This is a genomic window from Caulobacter sp. UNC279MFTsu5.1 (assembly GCF_900114015.1).
Lineage (GTDB): Bacteria > Pseudomonadota > Alphaproteobacteria > Caulobacterales > Caulobacteraceae > Caulobacter.
Window position 1 is genome coordinate 169,034 of the sequence record NZ_FORN01000006.1, and the last position, 13,999, is coordinate 183,032.

Annotated in this window: 16 protein-coding genes; 5 read left to right on the forward strand and 11 right to left on the reverse strand. The window is 67.9% G+C overall.

Annotated elements, in window-relative coordinates; genetic code table 11:
- Positions 1–41 precede the first annotated feature (41 nt).
- Positions 42–611 carry a hypothetical protein gene (locus tag BM066_RS05400; RefSeq protein WP_089924943.1) on the forward strand — a complete coding sequence of 190 codons (570 nt, stop codon included), beginning with the start codon at positions 42–44 and terminating at the stop codon, positions 609–611.
- A 60-nt stretch (positions 612–671) separates the two neighbouring features.
- On the opposite strand, the gene BM066_RS05405 is transcribed toward BM066_RS05400, so the two are convergent.
- The 4 genes from BM066_RS05405 to BM066_RS05420 all read right to left on the reverse strand — a co-directional run bounded on the left by BM066_RS05405 (position 672) and on the right by BM066_RS05420 (position 3,730).
- Positions 672–1,142: a hypothetical protein gene (locus BM066_RS05405; protein WP_143093656.1), complete on the reverse strand. Its 471-nt coding sequence runs from the start codon at positions 1,140–1,142 to the stop codon at positions 672–674.
- 35 nt (positions 1,143–1,177) lie between these two features.
- Entirely contained in the window at positions 1,178–1,480 is a 303-nt protein-coding gene (locus BM066_RS05410; protein ID WP_018060939.1) for a hypothetical protein, read from the reverse strand.
- 60 nt (positions 1,481–1,540) lie between these two features.
- Positions 1,541–2,917: a hypothetical protein gene (locus BM066_RS05415; protein ID WP_089924948.1), complete on the reverse strand. Its 1,377-nt coding sequence runs from the start codon at positions 2,915–2,917 to the stop codon at positions 1,541–1,543.
- A gap of 363 nt (positions 2,918–3,280) precedes the next feature.
- Positions 3,281–3,730 (reverse strand): DUF2214 family protein, encoded by a 450-nt coding sequence (locus tag BM066_RS05420; protein ID WP_089924951.1) that lies wholly within the window; start codon positions 3,728–3,730, stop codon positions 3,281–3,283.
- Positions 3,731–3,837: 107 nt separating this feature from the next.
- Here BM066_RS05420 and BM066_RS05425 point away from each other — a divergent pair, with 107 nt between their 5' ends.
- A complete protein-coding gene (locus BM066_RS05425) occupies positions 3,838–4,308 on the forward strand; it encodes a ribonuclease H family protein (RefSeq protein ID WP_089924954.1) in 471 nt (156 codons plus the stop codon).
- Positions 4,309–4,310: 2 nt separating this feature from the next.
- On the opposite strand, the gene BM066_RS05430 is transcribed toward BM066_RS05425, so the two are convergent.
- From BM066_RS05430 to BM066_RS05445, 4 genes are all read right to left on the reverse strand, one after another.
- Positions 4,311–4,541 carry a DUF6289 family protein gene (locus BM066_RS05430; protein ID WP_089924958.1) on the reverse strand — a complete coding sequence of 77 codons (231 nt, stop codon included), beginning with the start codon at positions 4,539–4,541 and terminating at the stop codon, positions 4,311–4,313.
- Between the two features lie 94 nt (positions 4,542–4,635).
- Positions 4,636–5,016, reverse strand: coding sequence for a methylglyoxal synthase (locus BM066_RS05435; RefSeq protein ID WP_089924961.1), 381 nt, complete (start codon positions 5,014–5,016; stop codon positions 4,636–4,638).
- Positions 5,017–5,093: 77 nt separating this feature from the next.
- Positions 5,094–5,669, reverse strand: coding sequence for a hypothetical protein (locus BM066_RS05440; protein WP_089924964.1), 576 nt, complete (start codon positions 5,667–5,669; stop codon positions 5,094–5,096).
- Positions 5,666–6,748 carry a hypothetical protein gene (locus tag BM066_RS05445; protein ID WP_089924967.1) on the reverse strand — a complete coding sequence of 361 codons (1,083 nt, stop codon included), beginning with the start codon at positions 6,746–6,748 and terminating at the stop codon, positions 5,666–5,668. The genes BM066_RS05440 and BM066_RS05445 overlap by 4 nt, the downstream gene beginning before the upstream one ends.
- Positions 6,749–7,013: 265 nt before the next feature.
- On the opposite strand from BM066_RS05445, the gene BM066_RS05450 reads away from it, so the two are divergent.
- Complete coding sequence (locus BM066_RS05450) at positions 7,014–8,261, forward strand: pyridoxal phosphate-dependent aminotransferase (protein WP_089924970.1); 1,248 nt, start codon at positions 7,014–7,016, stop codon at positions 8,259–8,261.
- A gap of 86 nt (positions 8,262–8,347) precedes the next feature.
- Here the strand turns inward: BM066_RS05450 and BM066_RS25855 are convergent, their stop codons facing one another.
- Positions 8,348–8,539 carry a hypothetical protein gene (locus BM066_RS25855; RefSeq protein ID WP_143093657.1) on the reverse strand — a complete coding sequence of 64 codons (192 nt, stop codon included), beginning with the start codon at positions 8,537–8,539 and terminating at the stop codon, positions 8,348–8,350.
- 615 nt (positions 8,540–9,154) lie between these two features.
- Here BM066_RS25855 and BM066_RS25860 point away from each other — a divergent pair.
- A complete protein-coding gene (locus tag BM066_RS25860; RefSeq protein ID WP_049801062.1) occupies positions 9,155–9,427 on the forward strand; it encodes a hypothetical protein in 273 nt (90 codons plus the stop codon).
- 59 nt (positions 9,428–9,486) lie between these two features.
- Here the strand turns inward: BM066_RS25860 and BM066_RS27325 are convergent, their stop codons facing one another.
- Positions 9,487–10,182 (reverse strand): contact-dependent growth inhibition system immunity protein, encoded by a 696-nt coding sequence (locus BM066_RS27325; RefSeq protein ID WP_369823226.1) that lies wholly within the window; start codon positions 10,180–10,182, stop codon positions 9,487–9,489.
- Between the two features lie 744 nt (positions 10,183–10,926).
- Between BM066_RS27325 and BM066_RS25865 the strand changes: the two genes are divergently transcribed.
- Positions 10,927–11,544 (forward strand): hypothetical protein, encoded by a 618-nt coding sequence (locus tag BM066_RS25865; RefSeq protein WP_143093658.1) that lies wholly within the window; start codon positions 10,927–10,929, stop codon positions 11,542–11,544.
- A gap of 790 nt (positions 11,545–12,334) precedes the next feature.
- Here BM066_RS25865 and BM066_RS05465 read toward each other — a convergent pair.
- The gene (locus BM066_RS05465; protein ID WP_089924976.1) at positions 12,335–13,936 is read right to left on the reverse strand and encodes a peptide chain release factor 3; all 1,602 of its coding nucleotides are present in this window, start codon (positions 13,934–13,936) and stop codon (positions 12,335–12,337) included.
- Between the last annotated feature and the right edge of the window lie 63 nt (positions 13,937–13,999).

The window sequence follows — 13,999 nt, forward strand, 5'->3', positions numbered from 1 at the left end:
TCCCCTTCAGTCGAGAGGCCTTCCGTCTCCGGAGCGCCCCAGTGAAACTGCCCCAGAACAAGACAACCCTGATCGCCGGCGTCGCCGCGGCGGCGGTCGTGACGACGGTCGCCCTGGCCATGGCCGCCTGGCCCGCCCTGACGCGACCCGACCCTCCGGCCGAGGCGGCCGGCGACGACGGCCTGCGCATCAGCGTGGTCGAGCCGCCCAAGGCGCCGGTCCCCCGCGCCAGTCCGCTGGACGTCGGCCTGTCCGAGGCCGCCCAGGCCATGGCGAAAAGCCGCGCGGCGCTGTTCGCCGCCACGCCGGCTCCCGCGCCGGTCCGGAGCCCGCGAACGAACGAAGACGACGGCCTCGCGCCCCTCGGGCCGAGCGACGACCGGTGGGAGCGCGAACGCGCCGGAAGCGGCTTCGAGCTGGCCCGGCAGATGCGGGAAGAGGAACGGGCGGCCCGCCGCGAGCGGGATCGCCGCGAGGCCCAGGAACAAGCCGACCGCGACCGCCGCTGGGACGAAGAGCGCGAGCGGGAACGCGCCGACGACCGGCGCTATGACGACCGCTACGGTCCCCCGCCCCCGCCGGACGATGATCGACCGCCGCCCGAACCCTGACGCCGGCGGCGGAACGAGCGGACTGAAAAAGTCGATGACGCCAGAACGGTGAAGCGCGCCCTAGCCGCGCCGCCGATGCATCAAGGTCAGCAGCCAGCCGACGCCGAGGCCGCCCGCGACGGTCAGGGGCAAGGTCAGGAGATCGGGCGTGGGCTCGCGCAGCCAAAGGTCGCGGCCGGCCAGCAATCCCCAGACGAGCAGCCCCCAGATCGCGCCATGCACGGCCCACGGATACTGGTCAATCCAGCCGCGCAGGCCTGGTCTCGGCTCCGGTTCGCGCGCCGGCTCGACGGGACCGCCGCACGCGCCACAGGTCCAGCCGCCCCATGGCCCCAGAGGCGCGGCGTCCGTCTCGACCGGCGTTTCGCAGGCCTTGCAGCGCGGCGGCTCGGCGCGGCGGCGCACCGCCGACGGCATGCCCCGCAGCCCCATGATCACGATGAACAGATAGATGAGGAGATAGACGACCCGCGAGACGTCCACGTCCTTGAAACCCTCGCCCATGCCGCCCCCGAAACGCTCCGCCGTCAAGCTAGGCCGCGTCGCGTTTCAGGTCGAGCGTTGGATCAGCGGATGCGGATGCGGACCGGGACGTCGATGAACGAGCCGGCGCGGCTCTTGCCGTCGGGGCCCATCAGGTCGACCTGGAACTGCGAGGCCATGGTCAGGGCGGCCTTGCCGACGCCCATCTCGGCCGGGAATTCGCTCTGCACCGAGCAGGCGGTCAGGCCGCCGTCGCGCTTGACCATGCAGCTGAGCAGCGCCTCGGCGATCTGGGGCTGGACGTCCTTGACCTGGGTGACCGTCGCCTGGGCGGTCGGGGTCGGAACGATCGAGACGGCGGCGGCGGCGAGCAACGAAGCGATCACTGGGTCTTCCCTACTGGTCTTGGGTCCGGCCCGTTCGAGGCCGTCCGGTTTCATTCTGGGTCAGGCGGCGTGCGCCTGCTTGACCCGTTGCAACCCCTGGGCCGCCAGGTCGGTCAGCGACCGCAGGCCCAGCTCGGCGAAGATGTCGAAGGCGCTGGCCAGGGCCATGGCGGCTCGGTCCAGGCGGCCGTCGTCGCGGCCGGTGATCTCGACCCGGGCCTCGTAGAGTCGGGCCAGGTTCATCTGGGTCACGGCCCAGGCGGCCGGATCGCGCCCGCCCGGGGTCGCGGTCAGCTCGGCCTTGAAGGCCATCTCGGCGGCGTCCAGCACGGCCAGGTCGGCGGTCAGTTCGGCGCAACGGGCCAGGCTGAGGGCGCGGTTGTTGGCGACCACGGCGCGCAGGGCCAGGGCCGGCTGGGTCTTGAGGATGTGCGAGGCGCGGTCGTAGCAGGTGACCGCCCGTTCGAAGCAGTGCTCGGAGGTGGTGGCCTCGCCCATGGCCTGCAGGCCAGCGCCCAGGGCGGCCTGGGCCCGCGCCCAGTCCATCGGGCTATGGTCGGCGGTGACCGGCTCCAGCGCCTTGACCAGGGCCTCGACGCCGTCGGCGATGTGATTGAGCTCGCCGTCCAGTTCGCCCAGCTGCACCAGGGCCGCGCCGCGCAGCGACTCCAGCCGCGACCAGGCCAGGGGCTCGAAATCGGGATCCAGGCCGGCCTCGGCCTCCCTGGCCTCGTTGAGGGCCGCCTGGGTCAGAGCGCGGTCCTTCAGGCGGGCCGCGCAGGCCAAGAGCAGCTCGACGCGGGCGGCGCGCTGGTCCGCCAGCAGCAGGCGCGACGCCCCGCCCTTGACGCGGCGCGCGGCCGCCAAGCCCCGCAGCGGCGCTTCGAAGGCCGCGGCGGCGGCCAGGGCACGGTCCAGGTCGTTCTCTCCCAGGGCGACGCGGCCCTCCAGCCCGGCCAGCAGAGCCTCGACCATGGCGCAGCGGTGGCCCGGCGCGGTCTTGGCCAAGGTCAGGGTGGCGCCGGCGGCGGCGTGCAGGCCCTCGTCGCCGAACAGGTCGGCGCCCAGCACGGCCAGGGTCGCCTGCTCGCAGCGGGCGGCGGCCAGGCTCTCCTGCTTGTGCTCGGCTTCGAAGATCTTGGCGGCGGCCTCGGCCTGGGCCGCCCCCTTGCGCAGGGCGGCGGCGTCGCCCGAGCGACGGGCCAGCTCGCGCCAGACGACGGCGGCCTCCAGCAGGCGGTGGCCGCGATCCTTGGCGCCGATCCGGCCGGCGGCGACGTCGGCCGAGCGGGCCTCGTTGACCAGCAGGCGCAGGTCCAGCAGCTCCAGCAGCGAGGTGTCGCCGCCGGTCAGTCCGTCGCGATGCGCCGCGGCCCGCGCGGGGGCCCCGGCGTCGACTCCGAAGAGTCTCTTCAGGTCACGACCGAAATCGAACATCGCTGCGTACTCCGGACACGGAACGTCCCACGCCGGGACGTCCGGCAAAGGTTCAACGCATGAACAGCAAAGCCGGAGCCAACGCGTTTAACAAGTCGTTAACGAAGCCTAAGATTGCGTTAACCATAAATATTTTCGGCGCGTTTACACTTCGTTCCCGAACGCCGCCCAAACCCCTGTTTCTGCGCCGATTTGGCACACTTCTTGCTTGACGGATCCTGGCGGGAAAGCGCGTACGGACGCGCCTCTTAGAACATTGTTCACCGAAGTAAAAATGACGTTAACCATAGATTTTAAGATCGCGTTTACCTTATGTTCCCGCGCAGCCGCCAAGGGCCTGCCCGGCCCTCGGTTCGCGAGCCGCTAGAGGCCGTAGCCGCGCGCCATGGCGGCGGCGAAGATCGGGATCAGGGCGAAGACCGCCAGCTCGGCCAGCATCACCTTGCGCACCTTGGCCACCTCGGCGGCGGGTGGAACGAAGGCGGGATCGGTCTTGGCCTGCCTGCGCCATTTCAGGATGGCGATCGTGGGGGCGATCGACAGCAGCCCCACCGCCGCGAAGGCGGCGATCTTGGCCCAGAACAGCGGATTGTGCAGGTAGAAGTCCGCCCCCTTGGCGCCCAGGAAGACTCGGCCGAAGCCGACCGCCAGGATCAGCACCGCCGTCCCGCCGTAGCTGGCGTCGATCCCGCCCAGGGTCTTGAGCCCCGCCCCGCTCACGCCCGGCCTGACCAGCACGAACCCGGCCATCATCAGCCCAGCCAGCGACAGGATCAGCAGGTGGTGCAGGATGGCCAGGACGAGATCCAGCATGGCGAGCTCCGACTCGGTGGATTGCCGGGAGCATGACTGGAAGAGCGCCATTCGTCACGGCCCCGCCGACTCTGGCCAGCCCTCGCGACGGCCGCTAGACAGGAGTCATGACCGCTTCCGTCGACCTCTGGACCGCCTCGCTCTGCAAACCCGATCCCGGCTATGGCGGCTGGGCCCATGTCCGCCGCAACGCCGACGGGACCCTGGCCGGCGCGGCCGGCGGCGAGCGCCGGGTCGGCGGCGCCAAGATGGCGCTGACGGGTGTGATCGAGGCGCTGAGCGCCCTGGCCGACCTGCCGGTCGACACGGCGGTGACCCTGCACTTCGCCGATCCGGCCCTGGCCGCCGAGCTGGTCGCCGGCGACGGCGCCTGGGCCACCGCCGAGCCCGAAGCCTGGGCCGCCGCCCGCCCGTTGCTGGCCGCCCGCCCCGTATTGACCCTGTCGCCGCTGGCGGACGCCGCGCCCGCCGCCGGCTTCCTGAAGGCCTGGGCCGACTTCGGCCTCGACACCGCCAAGACCCGAGGGACGTTCAAGGCCGCGATCCCCAGGCCGAACCTGCTGAAGTTCCCGGGCTAGGCCTACGGGCAGAGCGTGGTCTCGCGGACCACGTAGGGCGTCCGCACGCCCCACTGCGATCCGGTCCCGTCACAGTTGCTGTAGACCTCGCCGACCAGCTGGTTGTAGTCCGCCCCCGAATAGTACTGCGCCGCGACCGCGTACAGCCGTCGCGCGGAAGCCGGCTCGGCCCAGGCGAACAGCGAGGCGGTCATCAGCGCGCCGGCGACCAGCTTGGTCATCAGGGTCTTCATGGCGATCCTCCGCGAAACCGCCTTTGACGCTACACGCCTAAAGATTGCACACAACCTTCGCGACCTCGCCTCGCGACTCACATCGCCGTGATGCTCAGCGCCCGGCCACGATCAGGTCGGCCGTGGCCGGGTTGCAGGCGAACGGGATGTCGGCCAGGGTCGCCATGCGGATCAGCGCCTTGACGTCGACGTCGTGCGGCTGGGGCGACAGCGGGTCGACGAAGAACACCAGCAGGTCCAGCCGCCCTTCAGCCAGCAGGGCCCCCAGCTGCTGGTCGCCGCCCAGCGGTCCGCTCTTCAGGCGGGTCAGGTCCAGGTCCGGCAGGACCTGCAGGATCCGCCCGCCCGTGGTCCCCGTGGCGTAGAGCCTGTGCCGCGCCAGGAACGCCTGGTGCGTCACGGCCCAATCGACCAGGGCCGCCTTCTTGTCGTCGTGGGCGACCAGGCCGATGGCGAGCGGGGCGTTGGCGGGCATGGGGAGTCTCCGGGGTCCGGCCTCTCCTAGCCGCTTCCCGGGGACTTGGAAAAGCCGGACCGAAAGAAACGCCGTCGTCAGGAGAACCGGATCTTGGCGGGCGCCGACAGCTCCGGCGTGGCGCGCTCGACCAGCACCTCGTCGTGCAGCGACAGTTTGGCGTTGGCCGCGAACACCCCGGCCGTGGCGCACACCACCTTGCCGCCGCGCACCTCCAGCCGCACGCCCTTGACCTTCAGGGCCAGCTCGATCTCGAAGTCCAGGTCGGCCACCTTGACCGCGCCGTAGCGCAGCTCGATGCGCGGCTTGTGGGTGGAGGCGATCTTGTGGTCGTCCAGATCCTGGAAGAAGGCGTCGTCGGGATGGGCCTTGGACTCCTCGACGCATTTCTTGAAGCGCTCCAGCTTCATCCAACCGTCGAACAGCACCCGCTCGACCGACAGGTCCAGCAGCTTGCCGACCTCGTCCCGGCAACCGTCCTCGACGTCGCCCCAGCAGGCGCTGGGGAACTTCTGGGCGGCCTGGGAGATCGCCTGGGCCAGGGGCGGCGCGTCCTTGACGGCCTCCAGCGGATCGCCGCCGTCCTCGGCGAACAGGGCGCGCCAGGTCATGCCGCCGCGGGGCGCGGACGGGTCGCGGGCCGCTTCGGTCATGGCGCGGTCTCCAGCAAGGGATAGTCCAGCCTCAGTTCACCGGCCTCGGCGGCGTGCTCGAACCGCAGCGAGACCGCCATGCCGGCCCGGGGCGAGCCGTCCGGCGTCAGGACGACGACGCCAGGGTCGGCGACCAGGGCGATCTCCGGCGCGCAGGGCGGCGGCGACGCCGCCGGCTTCGCGCGGCCCAGCCATCGGGCGAGGCCGAACCCGCCGCCCGCGGCCGCGGCCAGGGCGACCAGCCACAGCCAGAGCGGGATCGCCGGCCCCTTGGACGCCGGGGGCGGCGTTGGCGGGACCACCGGCGGGGCGACCGTCGGAGGCGGCTTCGGCGCGGCCGGCGGCTCGACGACCGCGACGGACGGAGGCTGGGGCTCGGCGACGGGCGCGGGCCGCACGGGCTCGGTTCGGAGGGGTTTGGGCGCAAGGGCCGGCGGCGTCTGGATCGGCGGCTTCGACTGAACCGGCCTCGACGGCGCGGGCCTGGACTGAACGGGCGGCGGCTGCACGGGCGGCTGCACCCGCGGCGGCTCGACGGCCGGCGGCGTCTGCAGCGCCAGGGGCGGCCGCCCGCGCAGTCCCGCGTCGCGCCAGCCGTCGGCCGTGCAGCGCCGCCAGCGCTCGGGCGCGGCGGCATAGGTCGCGCAGGCCGCCTGGATCTCGGGGATCACCGCCAGCGGATCGGCCGGCGGGCCGGGCGTGGCCGGCGGGGTTCTGGGGCGGTTGCGCCAGGCGTCGAGCAGCTTGTCCAGCTGAGGCGTGATGTCGACCGGCTCGCGGGTCGGCGGCTGGGTCGCCGGGCCGTCGGGCGTCGTCGCGGCGCCCGGGACGGTCGTGGACGGCGCCGTGTCGGGGAACAGGCGTCGGCAATAGGCCGTCGGATCCGTCCGCCCCGCGTAGGATCGCAGGCATTCGTCATAGGTCCTGGGCGCGGCGGCCGGGGCGGCGGCGCGCGTGGCGGTCGGGACCGCAGTCGTCGTCACCGGTCGCGCGGGCTGCTGGAGCGCGGCGGCCGATGTCGCGATCGACAGCGCCAACACCGCGACCAAGCCGCCAGCCCTGCCCGGATTCCGCGCCATTCCAGACGACCTTTCAATCGCGAGGAAGCTCCCGGGGCAGGGTCCGCCCGCGCTAATGCGCGGTCAAGTAGAATCGCAACCACACAGCAACTCTCACGCGCCAACGCGACGGGCAGACGCCGACCTGCCGGTCCCCGGCGCGGCGATCTCTGCCCAAGTGGCGGGCAGTCGGACCCGGCGTTCGTTCCGGCCCTTGCCCTCGACAGCGCAAAGGCTCGTGATGAGCCCGCCTGCGCCGGGCGGGCTCAAGATCAGGGAGACGACCATGGACACGCGTCAGTCGAGCCGATCGGCCATCGGGCGCCGATCCTTCCTGCGGGCCGCGGCCCTGGCGGCCGCGACGCCGATCCTGACCGAGGCCGCCCTGGCGCACGCCGCCGCCGATCCGGCCAAGCCCGGCGCGCCGCCCTCCGGCATGGCCCTGCACGGCCAGGGTCCGAACATTCCGCCGCCCGGCGCGGTGCTGATCAACGCCAACGAAAACCCGCTGGGCCCGTCCAAGGCCGCCTGCGACGCGATCGCCCGCATGGCCCCGCTGGGCGGACGCTACGACCGCAACGGCGAAACCGAACTGCTGGCCATGACCTTCGCCGCCCAGAACGGGCTGAAGGTCGAGAACGTGGCGGTCTACGCCGGTTCGTCCGAACCGCTGCACTACAGCGTGCTGGCCTTCACCTCGCCCGACCGCAGCTTCGTCACCGCCGACCCGTCCTATGAGGCGGGCATGTACGCGGCCATGACCAGCAAGGCCAGGATCGTCAAGGTTCCGCTGGCCGCCGACTACGGCCACGACGTCAAGGCGATGGTCGCCGCCGACCCGAACGCCGGCGTCATCTACATCTGCAACCCCAACAATCCCACCGGCACGACCACCACCAAGCAGGACATCGTCTGGGCGCTGGACAACAAGCCCAAGGGCTCGATCCTGCTGGTCGACGAGGCCTATATCCACCTGTCCGACGCCCAGGACGCGCTGGACCTGGTGGCGGCCGGCAAGGACCTGATCGTGCTGCGGACCTTCTCCAAGATCTACGGCATGGCCGGCATCCGCTGCGGCTTCGCGGTGGCGCGGCCCGACCTGCTGGCCAAGTTGAAGCCGTTCGGCCAGAACGCCATGCCGATCACCGGCTCGGCCGCCGCCCGCGCTTCGCTGGAGGACACGACCCTGGTGGCGACCCGCAAGGCGATCATCGGCGACACCCGCCGCGACACGCTCGCCTGGCTGAAGGCCAACAATTACAAGGTGATCGGCGCGCCCGAGACCAACTGCTTCATGATCGACACCGGCCGCGACGGCAAATCGGTGATCGCGGCGATGAAGGCCCAGAACGTCTACATCGGCCGCACCTGGCCGATCTGGCCCAACGCCGTGCGGGTGTCGGTGGGCACGCCGGCCGAGATGGCCGCGTTCAAGACGGCGTTCAAGGCGGTGATGGACAGCAAGGCGGTGGCGGTGGAGACGCATGACGCGGGCGGCCATCGGGCTGATCTTGGATATTACGCGACCGCCTGAGAACGGGGACATGCCCTTGGGCGTGTCCCCAAAGCGGACGGGACGAAGTGGGGAAAACGCACAAGCGCATGTCCCGGATGCGACCCTCATTCCGTATCCGCCCGCGCCTCGGCCGCCGCTCGGCTGGCCGCCGCCAGCCTCAGTCGCCGACGGAGATCGCGAAGCAGGTGGTTCATGCGCGCGGGGGTGCGTCCTCTGTCGTCGTCCATCGGGTCCTTGCTGTCGCGGACCGGCGGTCGAGCGGCGCGGACGCGGGCTCGGGTCTTGGATCTGGGCATGGCGTCTCCTCTAGACACGACTTCACCGCCTCACGCGGACAGCCGCTGAAGTTCGGGGAGGGCTGCGGAGCGCCGGGCCAGGCCCGGAAGCTGTTTGAAGAATACCGTTTCGACCAGGACCAACGCTCCGCGCAGCCGTTATCCGAGAGCGTCCGGCGGTCGGCCCTGTTCGGACCTCGCCGGCTCTAAGCCCCCGACGGGCGGGCCGGGCTTGCGTTGCCCGGTCCCGGAACGCACGGGTCGCCCCATGCCTGTCGCGCCGCCGGCCCCTTCATCAACGCCGTATCCGTGTTCCGTGCCCGGCCGGCACCAGATGACGAGGGTCGCGGCCCCTTTTCGGAACCGCCGCCGACGAGCGCGCCCGCTCGACCGCCCCGCAAGGCCGCGAAGGTCGCAGGCCTTAGCGCCCTCCCCATCGCCTTGTGGTGAGCTGATTATGCCGCGGCGTGAGAGGGGGAGGATAAGTTGAATTTCGGCGTTGTATTCGTTGGGGAAACACGCCGGGAGCGATGGGGATAAGTTTTTTGCGCTTCGCTGGCGGCCGCTTTTTGGCGCTGCGCCGGTTTCCGCTTCCGACCCATTGCGGACTCGCGCCGCGCGATGGAAAGTCGTCAGATGAGCATGTATTCGCCCACTGTTGACTGGGGTAAATTGGCGACGCTAGCGGGGGTGTTCTTCTTCTTCGCATTTACCGCCCACTCCCTCTTCAGTAGAGAAAAGGTTGCGCGCCCAAAGCTGAAATCGGCGTTTTGGGCTGCAGTGTTTGTCGTTTTCACTGCTGTCGCATGGCATCAGCACCCTCTATTCTGGGGGGAGCCATTTGTCATGATAGGCGCGCCATTGGCTTGGCTGACTGTAGTTTGGCTCGCCGCCAAAATCCGATTGTGACAGCAAGGGCCGACAACCACCCTAGTCGGATCTGCCGAAAGTCTCCTTTGCCGGAGCGACTAGACCAAGCCTAGCAGTCGCCGGGCGCTGGCTAGGTCCTCTGTCGCCTCCAGGTAAAGCCGGCCATCCGGATCAAATGCGAACGTGGCTTCCATCCAAGCGAAATCACCGGCGAACAGCGCGCGTGCATTGTCAGGAGCGAATTCCAAGAACTCCCTATGCGCCCGTAGCGCACCGCATATGAGATCACCGGGATAGAGGTCGCACTCCGCGCGCGGGTGTTGGATGAGAAACTCCGCCACCGGCGAGGCCAGCCAGCGCAACCCGAATTTCTGACCAACGAGGACGCGAGCGTGGGCGCAGCTCAATTGGCTAAGAGGTGTGGTCCATGCCTTTGCGACGCGCTTCATCAAGCCAGATGGAAAAGGGCCCGGCCTCGCTAGACGCCGATCTCCACTCAACGTCTCCAGACTGACCGCTGGCATGATGGTTGGATCGGCCAGGAAGCTTGAAAGCACTCTGTCGCCAACCGGCCCCGCATCGGTGTCGAAGAGTTGGTCGCTGACGGCCACGTCTATGAGTTCGGTATCGAGCCCAGGTTCGCCTCCGATCCTTGTGCACTCGATCGTCGCGAAGGGTGCGCCTGCCGTGTGCCATACCACAGTCCCGCTAGTGGCAACCTGGTGCGCGCCAGCGATGGCTTGGGGGATCACGACTGGATCCAATTCGGATGGTGTCCACGCGGGCGTTTCCATCTGGCGACGCTATACGCGCCGATGTCCGCTCACCACCCGTTGCGGACCATGGGGCTTGAGGTCAGTATCACCTTTATGAGCTTGGCCGCTCGTAGCCCGAGGCGCACATGGAACGGTTTCACACGAGGATCACAATTCCAACTGCGCTATTACTTTCAATATACGTCCTTGCAGCTGCCGCCGTCTTTCTGAGTAATATGCAAATGCTCCGACTGTGGATTGTGCCTCCAGCAGTCATTCTTATATTTACGTCTTTAGATGTGGTTAGGTCGCGCGGAAACTGGCTGCTACCGGTGATCATTGGGTCTGCATTCTTACTGCTGTCAATTGTGTCGATTGCCGTGTTGGCTGTCGGCTTCGGCGGCATATAGTTGTTGGTTGGGCAGATAGCCGCAGAGCCACCAGCTTTTGCGAAATGTCCGACAACCACCCTTCTCAGACTCTCCGAGGGTCCGGATTCAGGCGCCTGTGGGAAACAATCGGCACCTCTGGGAAGCTCCAGGAAACTCCTGACATAGGTGCGCAGATACGGATGCTCTGGAGAACTATGAGTGGCCGCTGGCGATCTCAAGCGCAATCTGGGCGCCGTCGGCGACTATCCGCGACAACAAAAAAGAAACGCCGTGAAGCAGCCGAAGCGCATGTCAGCTACGGGTGGCTAGCGGGCGTTGCATGCGGCTTGCATCTGAGCCGCTAGAATGGCGTTGTGCGAGCCAGACATTCTAAGCGGAAAAACTACGCCAGATGCTCCTCGGGATGATTGCCGCCGCTTTGGTAGCTATCTCGTCGCCCGTCAGCGCCGATGAACGCTGCGGCTTGCCCGGGTCGGAGCTAGACCGCCGATTCTGCGACGACGCCGAGTTGCTCGCCTGGGCAAAGGCCGCAACCAGTTTACAGGCGGATCAGGACGCTTCTCATCCTGGTCCATATGGCGTGGATGCAAATGAATGGCGCAGCAAAGTTAGGACTTGTGTCGAAGCGCAGTGTGTCCGGGCATCATATGCAGATTGGCTAGCCGCGCTGGTAGAGCCTAACGCACGCCCACCATTTCCGGTCAGACGGGCATTGATCTATAAGCTCAAAATTTCCTCTCACAGTAAGAACACTTTGAAAGTTCGCGATCTCGGAGACGGTTGGGCGCTATTTATTCTGGAGGGCTACGTTGTTCGTCCTGTCGGAGACGGCGAGCCCTTCTATGGTGCTGATGCTTTCGTGGTCCATTTGGCTAATGGCAGTGGCCATTACAGGGATAGCCGTGGAAACGGCTTTGATCTCGCCTCCCAAGTCAAGGGATGGGATGTCGAACAGGTCGGCGATTGCACGTGTGCGACGCATGTTTCGCTGGGTGGCAAGTATCGTTAGCCCGGAAGTCCGCGCTTCGTCCGCACTGGGTCGAAGGCCGCCGCCGGCGCCTGGCCAGGATGCCGACATCGGCCGGGGCGGTTCTCGCGCCGATGCCAATGATGGCTCCCGACCCTGAGCGGACATTGCACAGGGCAAGGTGACTGGTAAGCTGCGCTTTCCCAATTCGGAGTAGCAAGTATGGCCGGCTTTCTAGTTAGGTGGCCGCTCGAAAGTATCGGTGGATGGCTTGCGCTCTATTGGATTTTCTCTTGCGGCCTGCTGGCATGGAATTTCCGGGTAGATCTCAAACCGAGAGAGACCGGGCACTGGACCTTCCCAACGCGGGATGAGCGTTTCCGGCGCGCGTTGGCGATCCTTCACATCATTTTTCTTGCACCATCCACAAATCCCCTGATCAGGATCCTACGGCTGACTGCGATAGTCTCATTCGGTCTCTTCCTTGTCGTCTTTGCAGCGCAAGGCATTGTAATCAATTCGCCGTTTCGCCCGATGTTGCGATCATAGCGACCTTAGTGCTCAGGATGGCCGTTGAGCATCCATGTTCCACCCCGAACAGACCGTCGCCCTGGAGCAGCCCACCGACCAGCGATTGGACGAGGTAGCGCGACGGTACCGTATGCAACACGACGAATAGCTTTCGATTTGAGTGGAGGCATTTCTGACGTGGCCTCCGCCTAAGGGCAATGTCTTCAACCCACCCTTAGCTGACCTTGGACAAGTCTGCTTTCAGCATCGCCAACGCTTCGCCCATCGTCGGGATCGTCGCACGCTTGCGGCAAGCTCTCCCCTACCCCCGCTCCTTCGTCCGCTCGAACCGCACCTTCGGGAAGCGCTCCGCCACATAGCCGATCTCCCAGCTCGACTTGCCCAGGAACACCGGCTGCTCGTCGATGTCGTGGGCCATGGCCGAGCGGTGCTTGTTGGTGAAGTCCTCGACGTCGGCGCGTTCGCCGTTGACCCAGCGGGCCTCGGCGTAGGGAGCGGCCTCGAAGATGCACTCCAGGGCGTATTCGTTGGCCAGGCGGTCGGCCATGACCTCGAACTGCAGCTGGCCCACGGCGCCGACGATGAAGTCTGAACTGCCGATCATCGGGCGGAACAGCTGGGTCACGCCCTCCTCGGCCAGGCCTTCCAGCGCCTTCTTCAGGTGCTTGGCCTTCAACGGATCCTTGACCCGCACGCGGCGCAGGATTTCCGGGGCGAAGTTGGGCAGGCCGGCGAAGCGCAGGGTCCCGGTCTCGGACAGGCTGTCGCCCACCCGCAGCACGCCGTGGTTGGGGATGCCGATCACGTCGCCGGCGAAGGCGTCCTCGGCCAGCTCGCGGTCGCTGGCGAAGAACATGATCGGCGCGTTGACGCTCATGGCCTTGCCGGTGTTCTGGGCCTTCAGCTTCATGCCGCGCGTGAAGCGGCCGCTGGTCAGGCGCAGGAAGGCGATCCGGTCGCGGTGGTTGGGGTCCATGTTGGCTTGGACCTTGAACACGAAGCCCGAGACCTCGCCGTCGCCGGGCGCCACGTGGGTGTCGACGCCGGCCTTGCTGACCTTGGCCGGATGCGGCGCGGGGGCGTAGCTGCCGATGCCGGCCAGCAGCTCGTTGACGCCGAAATGGCGCAGGGCCGAGCCGAAGAACACCGGCGTCATGTGGCCTTCCAGGAACGACTGCACGTCGAACGGCTTGGCGGCCTCGGACACCAGCATGGCGCCCTCCTCCACCTCGGCCAGCTCCTCGGGATCGAGGTACTGCACCACCGCGTTCGATTTCAGGGCCACCGGGTCGGGATGGCCCTCCTCGTCGGTCGAGCTCTTCTTGGCGTAGGGAATGAACTTCTGGCCGCGCAGGTCCAGCATGCCCTTGAACCGCCCGCCCGAGCCGGCCGGCCAGTAGAGGGGCGCGGGGTCGAGAGCCAGCTTCGAGGACACCTCGTCCAGCAGCTCGAACGGGTCCTGGGCCTCGCGGTCCATCTTGTTGATGAAGGTGATGATCGGGATGTCGCGCAGGCGGCACACCTCGAACAGCTTCAGGGTCTGGGGCTCGATGCCCTTGGCGGCGTCCAGCACCATGATCGCCGCGTCGGCGGCGGTCAGGGTGCGGTAGGTGTCTTCCGAGAAGTCCTCGTGGCCCGGGGTGTCGAGCAGGTTGAACATCAGGCCGTCGTGATCGAAGGTCATGACGCTGGCGCTGACCGAGATGCCGCGCTCGCGCTCGATCTTCATCCAGTCGGACTGGGTGCGGCGGGCCTGGCCGCGGGCCCGCACGGCGCCGGCGGCGCGGATCGCCCCGCCGGCCAGCAGCAGGTTCTCGGTCAGGGTGGTCTTGCCGGCGTCGGGGTGGCTGATGATCGCGAAGGTGCGCCGACGGGCGGCCTCGAGGGCGAGGGAGGTGCTCATCCCCGGGGGTTAGCGTCCCAGGGCGAACTTGTCACCTTCCGTGGACCTCGAAGGCCGGCCGGC

Bases quoted from the DNA above. Each gene is read 5' to 3' on its own strand.
- BM066_RS05415 (WP_089924948.1), bottom strand. From the start codon at position 2,917: ATGTTCGATTTCGGTCGTGACCTGAAGAGACTCTTCGGAGTCGACGCC.
- BM066_RS05445 (WP_089924967.1), bottom strand. From the start codon at position 6,748: ATGGCGCGGAATCCGGGCAGGGCTGGCGGCTTGGTCGCGGTGTTGGCG.
- BM066_RS05465 (WP_089924976.1), bottom strand. From the start codon at position 13,936: ATGAGCACCTCCCTCGCCCTCGAGGCCGCCCGTCGGCGCACCTTCGCG.
- BM066_RS05435 (WP_089924961.1), bottom strand. From the start codon at position 5,016: ATGCCCGCCAACGCCCCGCTCGCCATCGGCCTGGTCGCCCACGACGAC.
- BM066_RS05440 (WP_089924964.1), bottom strand. From the start codon at position 5,669: ATGACCGAAGCGGCCCGCGACCCGTCCGCGCCCCGCGGCGGCATGACC.
- BM066_RS25860 (WP_049801062.1), top strand. From the start codon at position 9,155: ATGAGCATGTATTCGCCCACTGTTGACTGGGGTAAATTGGCGACGCTA.
- BM066_RS27325 (WP_369823226.1), bottom strand. From the start codon at position 10,182: ATGGAAACGCCCGCGTGGACACCATCCGAATTGGATCCAGTCGTGATC.
- BM066_RS05450 (WP_089924970.1), top strand. From the start codon at position 7,014: ATGGACACGCGTCAGTCGAGCCGATCGGCCATCGGGCGCCGATCCTTC.
- BM066_RS25865 (WP_143093658.1), top strand. From the start codon at position 10,927: ATGCTCCTCGGGATGATTGCCGCCGCTTTGGTAGCTATCTCGTCGCCC.
- BM066_RS05425 (WP_089924954.1), top strand. From the start codon at position 3,838: ATGACCGCTTCCGTCGACCTCTGGACCGCCTCGCTCTGCAAACCCGAT.
- BM066_RS05430 (WP_089924958.1), bottom strand. From the start codon at position 4,541: ATGAAGACCCTGATGACCAAGCTGGTCGCCGGCGCGCTGATGACCGCC.
- BM066_RS05420 (WP_089924951.1), bottom strand. From the start codon at position 3,730: ATGCTGGATCTCGTCCTGGCCATCCTGCACCACCTGCTGATCCTGTCG.
- BM066_RS25855 (WP_143093657.1), bottom strand. From the start codon at position 8,539: ATGCCCAGATCCAAGACCCGAGCCCGCGTCCGCGCCGCTCGACCGCCG.